Raw genomic sequence first — 12,792 nt, forward strand, 5'->3', positions numbered from 1 at the left:
ACGGAGACATCATGACCCCCACCAGATTGCTCGCGAGCTGTGCGCTTGCGCTTGGCGTCCTTGGCGCGGCGCCTGCCGCGTCGGCGGCCGGCTACCCCGACCGTCCCATCCGCCTGATCGTGCCCACGTCGCCCGGCTCCACGGCCGACGTGGTGGCGCGCGTCGTGGCCGAGAACTTGGGCAAGACGCTGGCCCAGCCCATGATCGTGGAGAACCTGGCGGGCGCGGCCGGCATTCCGGGCACGCGCCAGCTGGTGTCGGCCAAGCCCGACGGCTACACCCTGGGCATCGTGTCGTCCAACCACGCCATCAATCCCAGCCTGTACAAGAGCCTGCCCTACGACTCGGTCAAGGACATCACGCCGATTTCCGTCATCGGGACGACACCGCTGGTGGTCGTGGTGGCGGAGAACTCGCCGTATAGAACGATGGGCGACCTGCTCAAGGCCGCAAAGGAACAGCCCGGCAAGATCAATTACGGCTCGTCGGGAACGGGCAGCGTGCTGCATCTGGCCGGCGAGCTGCTCAAGTCCAAGGCGGGCGTGGACATGATGCACATCCCGTACAAGGGCGGCAACGCACTGATCACCGACGTCATGTCGGGGCAGATCCAGGTCGCGTTCCTGGCCTCCCCGTCCGTGCTGGCGCAGGTGCAGGCCGGCAAGCTGCGCGCGCTGGCCGTCAGCACGCGCGAGCGCCTGGCCATCCTGCCCAACGTGCCCACGCTGGACGAGGCCGGCGTGAAGGGCTATTCGTACGATGCCTGGATCTCGCTCATCGGGCCGGCCGGGCTGCCCGCCGATATCGTGCAGAAGTTGCAGACCGCCACGCACAAGACCATGCAGGAGCCGGCGGTGTTGAAGGCGCTGTCGCCGCAGGGTTTCGTGTCGCAAGGCACCACGGCGCAGCAGGCGGCGCAGACGCTGGCCGCCGAGATCACCAAGAGCCAGGCGCTGGTCAAGGCTGCCGGCGTCACCATCGAATGACCGGATTGCCATGACTGCCGTATCTGTACTCGACGCCCCGGCCCGCCTGCTGTTTCTGACGCAGGACCCGATCCGCGTGGCCGCACAACTGGGCGGCGCGGCGCTGACGCTGCTTGACGCCGTGCCACTGCGCGACGACATTTCCACCGACGAGATCACGCCGGTGCCGATCCTGACGCACTTCGACGAGAAACTGGGGCGGTATCCGTACACGGGCTATCGGGCGGGCGACTCCCAGCCCATCGGCATCGACGCGATCCGGCAGGCAGGCATCAACGTCGTGGTCGCGGGCAAGCGGTATGGCAAGGGCTCGTCGCGCGAGCACAGCCCGATGGCCGAAAAGTCCGCCGGCGTGCGGCTGGTGATCGCCGAGAGCTTTGAACGCATCTACCGCCAGAACGCCGACAACATCGGGCTCTACACCAGCACCGACATGGGGCTGGTGGCACGTCTGCAGGCGGGCGAATGCATTACGGTCGACGAAATCGTGGCGGGTCGCGACGCGCTGGCTGCGGCCATCGTCAAGGCGGGCGGTCTGCTGGCGTTTGGGCAGGCGCAGTTGCGCGATGTGTCGGTGGCGGCCGGCCCCGTTGCCGGGCATCCCGCAGCCGATCCCGCCGCGCCGGACGTCGGGCCGCCGCGCACCCTGTTTGAAAAGATCATCCTGCGCCATCTGCTGCAAACGCCCGCCACCGCCGCCGACCCCCGGCAAGGCGACGGCGTCTTCCTGCGCGCGGACTGGCGCTTCATCCATGAGTACTACACCGGCATGGCGGCCCATATGCTGCATGCGCGGTTTAGCCGGCCCCTGCGTTTGGTGGACCCGGATCGCATCGTGGTGTTCGAGGACCACACGTCCTACGTCGAGGAAAGCCCCAATCACGTGCGCGCCGGCATCGTGCCCAACGTGCGCGCCATGTGCCAGGCGCAGCGCGACTTCGCCGACGCCTACGGCCTGCGCCAGCACCGGACGCTGACCGAGGCCGAGGCCGCGCGCGACACCGGCGCCAACGTGGCGGGCATCTCGCACGCCATGATGGCCGAACACTACGCGCTGCCGGGGCAGGTCGTCGTGGGCACCGACTCGCACACGCCGCACAGCGGCGCGCTGGGCTGCGTGGCCTTCGGCGTGGGCACCACCGACATGGCCAACGCGTTCGTCACCGGCGCGGTGCGGCTGACGCTGCCCGCGTCCCTGCGCGTCGAGCTGGACGGCGTGCTGCCCGCCGGCGTCACGGCCAAGGACATCGTGCTGCATCTTCTGGCGCTGCCCGAGATCCGCGCGGGCGCGGGCGTGGGCAAGGTGTTCGAGTTTGCGGGCCAGGCCATCGCGGCCCTGTCCATCGACGAACGCGCCACGCTGACCAACATGACCGCCGAATTGGGCGGCCTGACGGGCATCGTCGCGCCCGATGCCGAGACCGCCCGATTCCTGCGGGAACGCCGCGGCGTGGATGCCGGCATCGCGCCGTGGATGCGCAGCGACCCGGGCGCGGTCTACGCGGCCACCCTGCGCGTGGACTGTGCGGCGCTGTCGCCGCTGGTGGCGGCGCCGGGCGACCCGGGCAATGGCGTGCCCCTGTCCAGCCTGACCGCGCGCCCGCGCATCGACATCGCGTATGGCGGCTCCTGCACGGCCGGCAAGCGCGAGGATTTCGACTACTACCATCAGGTGCTGGCGTGGGCGGTGGCGCGCGGCGTGCGGCTGCCGGACGGCGTGACGCTATATCTGCAATACGGCACCACGGCCGTGCGCGACTACTGCGTGGCGCGGGGCTACGACAAGACCTTTGCCGCCGTGGGCGCGCGCATCCTGCAGCCGTCCTGCGGCGCGTGCGCCAACTGCGGACCGGGGTCATCCACCGACGCCGCGCAGGTCACGATCAGCGCCATCAACCGGAATTTTCCCGGCCGCTCGGGCCCCGGCAGCGTCTGGCTGGCCAGCCCGCCCACCGTCATGGCCAGCGCGCTGGCCGGAGAGCTGGCGTCGTTTGCCGAGCTGCAGGCGCGGTACTAGGGTTCCCCCCACTTCGCCCGCCGCGAAGCCCAGCTTCACAAATCCTTAATTGGCAGCCAATCCGGGCTGCGTCAGAGTGCGCAACAGAGAAAACGGCCGCCAGATGCCGTTTCCGGCCACGCGCTGCGCGTGGCCCCGCCGCAAGGCGCCTTCGCACGGAAAACACCTGTCGACGATGTCAACCCGGGACACACCGGGAGCTTGCTGATCGGCCGCGCCGTCCGGGCTGCGGCTTCCCCTGTTGGTCCGAGGAGACAACAATGCGCAAGAGCTGGAAGGCAATGGTTGGGGCGGTGGCGGTCATGGCGGGCGGATGGGCACACGCCGCCGACGCGCCGCCGGTGGACGTGAAGCTGATGCAGCTGTCGGTGGGCAAGATCGAGCTGGACAAGGGCTTCATGACCGCCATGGTGGACGTGGGCACCAAGATCAAGATTCCGGTGCCGGCCTATGTGATCCAGCACCCGCGCGGGCTGGTGCTGTTCGACACCGGCATGAACCAGGCCACGGCCGATGGCAACTGCGCCAATTACTGGGGGCAGGGGCTGTGCGGCGCCTTCAATTCCATCCAGGGCCGCGACGAGGTCATCGACCGCCAGCTCAAGGCCGCCGGCTTTGACGTCAGCGACGTGAAGTACGTCGTGTACTCGCACTTCCATCTGGACCACGCCGGCAACATCAAGATGTTCCCCAAGGCCAAGCACGTCGTGCAGAAGGCCGAGCTGCGCGCCGCCTGGTGGCCAGAAAAATTCCAGCGCGCCGCCTACGTCATGAAGGACTTCGACACCACGCGCGACTACGACTTCATCCAGGTGGAAGGCGACTTCGACCTGTTCGGCGACGGCACCATCGTATTGCTGGACACCAAGGGCCACACGCAGGGCCACCAGTCGCTGCAGGTCAAGCTGCCCAAGACCGGCACGGTGCTGCTGGCCGCGGACGCCATCTACACGGGTGAAAACGAGGCCGGTGTCATTCCCGGCATCACCTGGAACACGGCCGCGTCCATGCAGGCCATCGACCGGCTCAAGCAGATCCGCGATGCGCGCCAGGGCCAACTCTGGTACAGCCACGACGCGGAGCAGCACGCGCAGAACGCCAAGACCAAAGTCTTCGACTGAAGGCCCCATGGAGCCCGCCGTCGCCTTGCATCAGGTCAGCAAGTCGTTCGGATCCCGCCAGGTCCTGGAATCCCTGAGCCTGTCCGTCAGGCCCGGGGAAATCCTGGGCCTTCTGGGACCGAACGGCAGCGGCAAGACCACCACGCTGCGCCTGATGGCGGGCTTTTACACGCCCGACAGTGGGCGCATCGCCATCCGGGGCCGCGAGCCCGTGCCGGGACGCGGCAACGCCGACATCGGCTATCTGCCCGAGCGCGCGCCGCTTTATGACGCGCTGACGGTCACCCAGTATCTGGAGTTCGGCGCCGGCGTGAAGGTGCAGGGCGGCGCCCGCGCCCGCCGCCAGGCCATCGAACGCGCCATCGACGGCTTTGACCTGCAAGGCGTGGCGCGCTCGGTGATCGGGCGGCTGTCCAAGGGGCAGCGCCAGCGCGTGGGACTGGCGCAGGCCGTGCTGAACGACCCGCCGGTGCTGTTGCTGGACGAAGCCACCAACGGGCTGGATCCGGTGCAGATCGTGGAGGCGCGCGACATGATCCGGCGCTGCGCCGAGGGCCGCGCGGTGGTGTTCAGCAGCCATTTGATGCAGGAAGTCGAGGCGCTGTGTTCGCGCATCGCGATCCTGCGGCAGGGCCGGCTGGTCCAGGACCAGCCGCTGGGCGAATCGCAGGCAGCGCTACAAATGCAGCTGTCCCTGCCCACTGCCAAGCATGCCGCCTTGCACGCGGCGTTGTGCGCGTGCCCGGGCGTGAAGGCCGTGGACATCACGCTGCTGGATGCCGGCACCAGCAAGTGGCGGGTTACGTGGGACCCGCCGGGAGCAAGCGCGACGCCCAACCCGACCCCCAACGCCGCCGCGTGCGACGCAGTCATGCGCACGGCGCTGGCGCACGCGGAACTGCGCGCCGTGCTGCCCGCGCAGGAAGCCGTCGAGGCCCGCCTGCTGGCGGCGCTGGCGCCCAACGATCCCCCGTTACGGAGACGCGCATGAAGGGTTTCGCGGCCTTGTACCGCAAGGAACTGCGCACCGACTTCGGCTCGCCCGTGGCGCTGGCCGTGGTGGCGGTGTTCTGGGCCCTGTCGGGCTATCTGTTCAGCTTCAACCTGTTCTTTGTCAGCACCGGGCAGATGGTGACGGCGTTTCACAACATGACCATCCTGCTGATGCTGGTGATGCCGCTGGTCAGCATGCGCGCCTTCGCGGAAGAGGCGCGGCAGGGCACGCTGGAATTGCTGCTGACGCTGCCGTTGTCGGACTTCACGCTGGTCGCGGCCAAGTATGCGGCGGGGCTGACCATGCTGGCGCTGATGCTGGCGGGCACCATGTCGGCGGTGTTGCCGCTGGCCTGGTACGGCGAGCCCGACTACGGCCCCATCGTGGGCGGCTACATCGGCGTGTTCCTGTATGGCGCGCTGTTCCTGGCGATCGGTATTGCCGTGTCCAGCGCCTGCTCGAACCAGATCGTGGCCGCCAGCGCTACGTGGGGCATCCTGGTGCTGTTGTGGTTCATCGACTATCCCGCCGCGCTGGACGCGTTTCCGGCGCTGTCGCCGTTCTTTCAGGCCTTGTCGTTGTCGGCCCAGCATGTGGACTTCATCCGGGGCGTGCTGCCCGGACCGGCCACGGTGACGCTTGCCAGCGTCACCGTGCTGGCCCTGATGGTGGCCTCGGTCAACCTGAAGCGCTGGAGGTTGCGATGAGCCCCGCCGTGCGCCGTGCCGGGCGGCGGTTGTCGCTGTGGCTGCCGGTGCTGGCCGTGGCCGCGCTGCTGCTGGCGCTGAACCTGTGGGCGTCGCGCAATCTGGGACGCATCGACCTGACCGCGCAGCGGGTCTACAGCCTGGCCCCGGAAAGCCTTGAGGTCGCGCGGCAGATCCGTCAGCCCGTCGAGGTGACGTGGTTCTACGACTTGCGCAACAAGAGCATGGTCGACGCGTTGGAACTCCTGCGGCAGTACGAGCGCCAGAATCCGCTGATCCGCGTGCGCGGCGTGGACCCCGCGCTGCGGCCCGCCGAGGCGCGCGCCGCCGGCATCCAGTTTGCGGGCAGTGCGGTGCTGGCCTCGGGCGCGCGGCGCACCACGATCAACGGCGGCACCGAAACGGACTTCACCAATGCGCTCATCCGCATCAGCCAGAATGGGGCGCAAACGGTCTGCTTCACGCAGGGCCATCGCGAGGCGACGCTCGACAGCCTGACGTCGCTGGACGACCTGGAAGATCACAGCAGCGACGAAAACCTGGTGGCGCGCGTCGAGGTGCACGAACAGCACGGCATGGCGATGGCGCGCAACGCCTTGCAGACGCTGGGGTTTTCCACGCGCGCGGTGGGTGCGGGCAGTCTGGCGCAGGCCTTGCCGGGCTGCGCCGTGGTCGTCGCGGCCGGTCCGCGCACGCCGTTCGGCGACGACGACGCGCAGGCGCTGCGCCGCTGGACCGGCGCGGGCGGCAAGACGCTGTTGCTGCTGGAACCCGACACGCGGCATGGGTTGGACGGCCTGCTGGCGGACTTCGGCATCGCGCTCGCGCCGGGCGCGCTGGCCGATCCGGGCAGCCACTACCGCAACGATCCCGGCAGTCCGGCAGTCAGCGACTACACGCGCCACAAGATGACGCGCGGCTTGCCGCTCAGCTTCTTTCCCGGCGCGGCGGGACTTGAGCCGGCGGCAGACGCCTTGCCGCCAGGCGTGGTGGTGACGCCGCTGGCGCAGACGTCAGGCGCAGCGCATCCTCCGGGGCTGCCTGCCTCGCGCTACACGCTGATGGCGCTGGCCACGCGCAACGCGCAGGCCGCCAGCGCGGAAGGCGCGGCCCATCCCACGCTGCTGGTGGCGGGCGACAGCGACTTCGCCATCAACCGGCATTTCGCCACGCTGGGCAATGGCGCCCTGTTCACCAACGCCGTCACCTTGCTGGCGGGTGAAGACGCGCTGCTGACGATCCGGCCCCGGCACTACGAGAACCGCCGCGTGGAACTGACCAACCGCCAGATGCGCGCCGTGTTCTGGACCAGCACGGTGGCCCTGCCGCTGCTTGCGCTGCTGACGGGACTGCTGTTGTGGTGGAGGCGCCGTTGAAGGCCGGGCGCCTGCTGTGGCCCGGGCTGCTCGCCGCTGGCATCGCGCTGTCGGCATGGCAATGGCAAGAGGCCGCGCATGCCCCCGCGCATCATCACGGCCATACCCATCTGCATGACGACAGCGGCAAGCCTGCCAGGCTCTACGCATGGGAGGCCGGCAAGGCCGCGCTGGTCACCCTGGACGGCCCGGGGGGCTCGGTCCGCCTGACACGGCAGGCGCAGGGCTGGGTCGCATCCCCGGAGGGCACGGCGGCAGGCTTTGATGCGGCGGGCTTTGTGGCGCTGTTCTCGCAGGCGCGCAGCGACCGCACGCTCACGCCCGAGGACGGCGAAACCTATGGACTGGCGCCGCCGCAGTTGCGCATCGCCATAAGCGATGCCGCGGGCGCGACGCTTGCCCGGCTGGACGTCGGCGCGCTTGCGCCGGATGGACTAGGCCGTTATGTACGCCTGCCGGACGAGGCGCAGATCCGGATTATCCCGGACTATCAAACGCGGGCGCCACTGGCGGCGTTGGGGCAATCCACACCCACTCCATCGCTTGTTAAACCCGCCTTGCACAAAGATAAATAGCAGGCCGATTCACCCCTACCTATACTTCGCACACATACACAGGCGGACGTGCCCACGCCGTAGCGGGGCGGGCCCCCAGCCTGCAATAAAAGGGCCTTCCGGCGGCTGGCGCTCTGCGCAAGTCAGCACGGAAAGGTTGATAACGAGACATGGGCGCGCCGGGCGCGCCCGGGCGCAAGCCCGCACGCCGCGTGTGGCATTTGGAAATCGCCGCCGCCGTGCTCAGCGTATTGGGAGAAGACGCTTGACCTTGGATCTATTGCCTCTCGCCTTGGTGGATGGCGTGGCATACGCCAGTCTGCTGTTCCTGGTATCGATGGGGTTAACCCTGGTGTTCGGGGTGATGGGCATCCTGAACGTCGCGCACGGCGCGTTCTACGCCTTTGGCGGCTATGCCGCGGCCAGCCTCGTCATGTTCCTGGCGCCCAAGACCGACTCGCCCATCCTCCTGTTCGCGGCCTTGTTCGTGGCCGCCATCGCCATCGGGCTACTGCTGGGCAGCATCATGGAATTCGTCCTGATCCGCCGCGCGCAGAACTACGACCCCATCCTCAAGCTGCTGCTCACCTTCGGCGCCTTCCTGATGCTGGAAGACATCCAGCGCATGCTGTGGGGCGCGCAGCCCTATAGCGCCAGCGAAGTCGTCAACCGCCTGGGCAACATCGAGATCGGCGACATCACCTACACGACATATCAACTGGTGGTCGTGCCCGCCACGGCGCTGCTGGCCTACGTGTGCCTGGAATTCTTCCTGCGTCACACCAAGCTGGGCAAGCAGACGGTGGCCACCACGCACAACCGCGAAGTCGCCACGTCGCTCGGCATCAACGCCAAGAAGATCGGCTACGTCACCTTCGTGATCGCGACCATCCTGGGCGCGCTGGGTGGCGCGCTGGCCTCGCCCACCACCTCGCTGGTGCCGGGGGCGGGCACGGACATGACGGTGCTGTCCTTTGCCGTGGTCGCCACCGCGGGCCTCGGCCAGATCACCGGCGCGCTGATCGCCGCGCTGCTCATCGGCATCATCCGCGCCATCGCCGTGTACGCGGCGCCGGAACTGGAAGTCGCCGTGCCCTACATCATCATGGTGCTGGTGCTGATCATCCGCCCGCACGGCCTGTTCACCGTTGCCCAAGCGAGGACGATCTGATGAAAGTCCCTGTCCTGAGCGTGCTGGCCGCGCTGTTCACGCTGTTTCTTGGCTACACCTATTCCTGGACCATCACGCCCATCGTCATCGGCCTGACCTACGCGATTGCCGCGCTGGGCGTGTCGGTGATGGCGCGCGCCGGCCAGATCTCGTTCGGCCACGCCATGTTTGCCTGCATCTCGGCGTACACGGTGGCGTTCCTGGCCAAAGCCATGCCCGGCCTGGACGCGCTCGTCCTGATCCTGGCCGGCGTCGTCGCCAGCTTTGTCGCCGCCGTCGTCATCGGCCTGTTCGTCGTGCGTTACCGCGGCATCTTCTTCGGCATGTTGAACCTGGCGCTCAGCATGGTGCTGTTCGCGCTCCTGGGCAAGCTCTACACGCTGACCGGCGGCTCGGACGGCATGCGCATCGTGCGCCCGACCATGGCCGGCATCGTGATGGAGCGCGAATCCTTCGAACGCGCGTTGCTGGTGCTGACGCTGGTCCTGTCGCTGGTGCTGGCCTGGTGGGTGCAGCGCTACTTCCGCTCGGGCAGCGGCCAGGCGCTGTCGGCCATCAAGACCAACGAAACCCGCATCGAATACCTGGGCTTTTCCGCCTACTTCATCATGTGGAAGGGCTACCTGCTGTCTGCCGTGGTGGTCGGATTCTCGGGCGCGATCCTGGCGCTGATGCAGGGGCTGGTCACGCCGGAAATCGGTTCGTGGCTGCGTTCCGGCGAGTTCGTCTTCATCACCATCCTGGGCGGCGCGGGCCATGCCGCCGGCGCGTTCCTGGGCGCGGTGGGCTTCGAATCCGTCAAGCTCGTGTCCGCCGCCTACTTCCCCGGCCTGTGGCAATTCCTGCTGGGCCTGACGCTGATCCTGGTCATCTTCATGTTCCCCACCGGCTTCGTCGGCCAGATCACCAAGCGCATCCGGTCGCGGGAACGCGCCCAGCGCCGCGCGCAGGCGCCTCTGCAGGCCGCGGCAAGGAACTGACGATGAAACCGCTCATTCAAACCACCGACCTCTATTTGGCCTTCGGCGGCGTGGTGGCCGCCGACAACATCAACTTCGAACTGCACGAAGGCGAACGGCTAGCCGTGATCGGCCAGAACGGCGCGGGCAAGACGACCTTCATCAATATCTGCACCGGCTACCTCACGCCATCGAAGGGCAAGGTCTATTTCGACGGCAAGGACGTCACCGCGATGGCGCCGCGCAAGATCGTGCGGCTGGGCATGGGGCGCTCGTTCCAGCTTCCGCAGCTTTTTACCGAACACACCGTGCGCCAGTGCGTGCAGATCGCGGCCGCCCGGCGCAACAAGGAACTGAGCTGGTTCCGGTCGCTGGAAAGCACCATCGACGCACGCGAGGTGGACGCGACGCTGGACCTGGTGGGCCTTCTGCCCGACGCCGACGAAGCGTGCATCGAGCTGCCCGAAGGCAAGCGCAAGCTGCTGGACGTGGCGATGGCGCTGGCGTTGCAGCCCAAGCTGCTCATCATGGACGAGCCCACCAGCGGCGTTGCATCGGAAGACAAGTTCGCGCTGATGGAAACCGTCATGCACGCGCTGGACGAGCGCCGCGTCACCAGCTGGTTCGTCGAGCACGACGTGGACATCGTGTCGCGCTACGCCACCCGCGTGGCGGCCTGGATCGCGGGCAAGGTGGCCGCGGACGGCTCGCCCGAGGACGTCTTGAACAATCCGCAGATCAGAAGCGAAGTGCTGGGGGCCTGAACCATGTTGAACCTATCGGCCATCAACGTCGACCTGGCGGGCAATCGCATCCTGCGCGACGTCAGCGCCAACTTTGAAGCGTCCCGCACCATCGGCATCGTGGGCCGCAACGGCGCGGGCAAGACCACGCTCCTGCGCACCATCATGGGCCTGACGCGCATTCGTTCCGGCAAGATTGCGTTCGACGGCACCGACCTGACGTCGCTGCCCGGGCACAAGCGCGCCGCCATGAAGGTGGGCTACGCGCCCGAGGACCGCGTCATCTTCCCAACCATGACGGTCGAGGAAAACCTGCATCTGCCGTGCGAGGTGCAGGGCCAGTCCAAGGCCGAGATCCAGGCCCGCATGGACACGGTGCTGAAAGTGGTGCCGCAGCTGGAACCGATGCTCAAACGCTCGGGCTCCGCGTTGTCGGGCGGGCAGGGCAAGATGGTGGCGCTGGCGCGCGCCGTCATGGTCGGGACCCGGCTCTTGATGCTGGACGAGCCCTTTCAGGGGCTCGCGCCCAAGCTGGCGCGCGATTACACCGAGGCGCTGGGCCGCCTGAAGGAAATGCAGCCCGACCTGTGCGTGGTCATCACCGAATCCAACGTGAAGCTGCTGGGCGACATTCCGGACCAGATATGGACGATCGAGCGCGGCTCGATCACGCTGAACTGATACCCAACGGAGAATTTTCCATGACGCAGATGATTATCGGCGGCCGCCAGGTCGACGCCCAGGACGGGCGCACGATCGAGGTCGTTTCCCCCGTGGACGGCGAGGTCTTCACCACCATCCCGCGCGGGCAGCAGGCCGACGTGAACGCGGCGGTGCAGGCCGCGCGCGACGCGCTGGAAGGCGCATGGGGCGACATGACCGCGCTGGAGCGCGGCCGCCTGCTGATGCGCCTGGGCGAAAGCGTGCTGGCGCACCACGAAGAGCTGGCGCAGCTGGAGTCGCGCGACACCGGCAAGCCCATGTCCACCGCGCGCGGCGACATCACGGTGCTGGCCCGCTACTTCGAGTTCTACGGCGGCGCGGCGGACAAGGTGCATGGCCAGACCATCCCGTTCCAGAAAGACTATTCGGTGCAGCTCATCCGCGAGCCGCTGGGCGTCACCGCTCACATCATTCCGTGGAACTACCCCGCGCAGATGTTCGGCCGCAGCGTGGCGCCGGCGCTTGCCATGGGCAACGCCGCCGTGGTCAAGCCCGCCGAGGACGCCTGCCTGTCGATCGTCCGCGTGGCCGAACTGGCCCTGGAAGTCGGCTTTCCGCCGGGCGCGCTGAACATCGTGACGGGCCTTGGCGAAGAAGCCGGCGCCGCGCTGTCGCGCCATCCCGGCATCAACTTCATCACCTTCACCGGCTCCAACGAAGTCGGCGTGCTGGTCCAGCAGGCGGCCGCCCTCAATGCGGTCAAGTGTGTGTTGGAACTGGGCGGCAAGTCGGCGCACATCGTGTTTGACGACGCCAACTACAAGCTCGCCATTCCGGCCATCGTCAAGGGCATCGTCCACAACACCGGCCAGACCTGCACGGCGGGCAGCCGCCTGCTGGTGCAGAAGGGCATCTACGCGGACTTCATGAAGGCGCTGGGCGAGGAATTTTCCAAGGTGCGCGCCGGCACGCCGGACATGGACCTGACCTGCGGACCCGTCGTCAACAAGGCGCAATACGACCGCGTCAACCGCTACATCGCCAAGGGGCTGTCCGACGGCCTGAAAGTGGCTGCGGAGGGCGGCATTGCGGACGGCGTGCCCAAGGGCGGCTTCTTCGTCAAACCCACGCTCTTTGCCGCTGCCAATCACGACAGCGACCTGCTCACGCAAGAGATCTTCGGGCCCGTGCTGGTTGCGCTGCCCTTCGCGGACGAGGCCGAGGCCATCCGCCTGGCCAACGCCACGGACTACGGCCTGTTGGGCGCGGTCTGGACCGAAAACGGCGGGCGCCAGCAGCGCGTGGCGCGCGGCATCAAGTGCGGCCAGGTCTACATCAACGGGTTTGGCGCCGGTGGCGGCGTGGAGCTGCCCTTCGGCGGCGTGAAGAAAAGCGGTCATGGCCGCGAGAAAGGCTTCATCGCGCTGGAAGAAATGAGCACGACCAAGACCCTGATTCAGTTCTATGGCGAGTGATCGCCGCGCACAATACGGAGACAGAA

General features: G+C 67.7%; 12 protein-coding genes. All 12 read left to right on the forward strand.

Annotated features, from left to right (window positions below):
* Positions 1-11: 11 nt before the first annotated feature.
* Positions 12-986: a tripartite tricarboxylate transporter substrate binding protein gene (locus tag FBY20_RS14490; protein ID WP_255452344.1), complete on the forward strand. Its 975-nt coding sequence runs from the start codon at positions 12-14 to the stop codon at positions 984-986.
* Positions 987-996: 10 nt separating this feature from the next.
* Complete coding sequence (locus FBY20_RS14495; RefSeq protein ID WP_142052997.1) at positions 997-3,003, forward strand: aconitase family protein; 2,007 nt, start codon at positions 997-999, stop codon at positions 3,001-3,003.
* Between the two features lie 260 nt (positions 3,004-3,263).
* Positions 3,264-4,124, forward strand: a complete 861-nt coding sequence (locus FBY20_RS14500) for an N-acyl homoserine lactonase family protein (RefSeq protein WP_056325066.1) — start codon at positions 3,264-3,266, stop codon at positions 4,122-4,124.
* Between the two features lie 7 nt (positions 4,125-4,131).
* Entirely contained in the window at positions 4,132-5,115 is a 984-nt protein-coding gene (locus tag FBY20_RS14505) for an ABC transporter ATP-binding protein (protein ID WP_142052999.1), read from the forward strand.
* Positions 5,112-5,825 (forward strand): ABC transporter permease, encoded by a 714-nt coding sequence (locus FBY20_RS14510; RefSeq protein ID WP_056325070.1) that lies wholly within the window; start codon positions 5,112-5,114, stop codon positions 5,823-5,825. The genes FBY20_RS14505 and FBY20_RS14510 overlap by 4 nt, the downstream gene beginning before the upstream one ends.
* A complete protein-coding gene (locus tag FBY20_RS14515; RefSeq protein ID WP_142053001.1) occupies positions 5,822-7,201 on the forward strand; it encodes a GldG family protein in 1,380 nt (459 codons plus the stop codon). The genes FBY20_RS14510 and FBY20_RS14515 overlap by 4 nt, the downstream gene beginning before the upstream one ends.
* Positions 7,198-7,776, forward strand: coding sequence for a DUF4340 domain-containing protein (locus FBY20_RS14520; protein ID WP_235512754.1), 579 nt, complete (start codon positions 7,198-7,200; stop codon positions 7,774-7,776). The genes FBY20_RS14515 and FBY20_RS14520 overlap by 4 nt, the downstream gene beginning before the upstream one ends.
* Before the next feature lie 244 nt (positions 7,777-8,020).
* Positions 8,021-8,926 (forward strand): branched-chain amino acid ABC transporter permease, encoded by a 906-nt coding sequence (locus FBY20_RS14525; protein ID WP_056325078.1) that lies wholly within the window; start codon positions 8,021-8,023, stop codon positions 8,924-8,926.
* Positions 8,926-9,906, forward strand: a complete 981-nt coding sequence (locus tag FBY20_RS14530) for a branched-chain amino acid ABC transporter permease (protein ID WP_056325080.1) — start codon at positions 8,926-8,928, stop codon at positions 9,904-9,906. Before FBY20_RS14525 ends, FBY20_RS14530 begins: the two co-directional genes overlap by 1 nt.
* A 2-nt stretch (positions 9,907-9,908) precedes the next feature.
* Positions 9,909-10,649, forward strand: coding sequence for an ABC transporter ATP-binding protein (locus FBY20_RS14535; protein WP_056325083.1), 741 nt, complete (start codon positions 9,909-9,911; stop codon positions 10,647-10,649).
* 3 nt (positions 10,650-10,652) lie between these two features.
* A complete protein-coding gene (locus tag FBY20_RS14540; RefSeq protein ID WP_063956832.1) occupies positions 10,653-11,309 on the forward strand; it encodes an ABC transporter ATP-binding protein in 657 nt (218 codons plus the stop codon).
* Between the two features lie 20 nt (positions 11,310-11,329).
* A complete protein-coding gene (locus FBY20_RS14545; RefSeq protein ID WP_063956829.1) occupies positions 11,330-12,766 on the forward strand; it encodes an aldehyde dehydrogenase family protein in 1,437 nt (478 codons plus the stop codon).
* Positions 12,767-12,792: the final 26 nt, after the last annotated feature.

The organism is Achromobacter sp. SLBN-14, from assembly GCF_006715415.1.
In the GTDB taxonomy this organism is placed as follows: Bacteria; Pseudomonadota; Gammaproteobacteria; order Burkholderiales; family Burkholderiaceae_B; genus Achromobacter; species Achromobacter mucicolens.

Excerpts from the sequence above, each read along its gene's own strand:
- FBY20_RS14500 (WP_056325066.1), top strand. The coding sequence starts at position 3,264 with ATGCGCAAGAGCTGGAAGGCAATGGTTGGGGCGGTGGCGGTCATGGCG.
- FBY20_RS14530 (WP_056325080.1), top strand. The coding sequence starts at position 8,926 with ATGAAAGTCCCTGTCCTGAGCGTGCTGGCCGCGCTGTTCACGCTGTTT.
- FBY20_RS14540 (WP_063956832.1), top strand. The coding sequence starts at position 10,653 with ATGTTGAACCTATCGGCCATCAACGTCGACCTGGCGGGCAATCGCATC.
- FBY20_RS14535 (WP_056325083.1), top strand. The coding sequence starts at position 9,909 with ATGAAACCGCTCATTCAAACCACCGACCTCTATTTGGCCTTCGGCGGC.
- FBY20_RS14510 (WP_056325070.1), top strand. The coding sequence starts at position 5,112 with ATGAAGGGTTTCGCGGCCTTGTACCGCAAGGAACTGCGCACCGACTTC.
- FBY20_RS14490 (WP_255452344.1), top strand. The coding sequence starts at position 12 with ATGACCCCCACCAGATTGCTCGCGAGCTGTGCGCTTGCGCTTGGCGTC.
- FBY20_RS14505 (WP_142052999.1), top strand. The coding sequence starts at position 4,132 with ATGGAGCCCGCCGTCGCCTTGCATCAGGTCAGCAAGTCGTTCGGATCC.
- FBY20_RS14545 (WP_063956829.1), top strand. The coding sequence starts at position 11,330 with ATGACGCAGATGATTATCGGCGGCCGCCAGGTCGACGCCCAGGACGGG.
- FBY20_RS14515 (WP_142053001.1), top strand. The coding sequence starts at position 5,822 with ATGAGCCCCGCCGTGCGCCGTGCCGGGCGGCGGTTGTCGCTGTGGCTG.
- FBY20_RS14495 (WP_142052997.1), top strand. The coding sequence starts at position 997 with ATGACTGCCGTATCTGTACTCGACGCCCCGGCCCGCCTGCTGTTTCTG.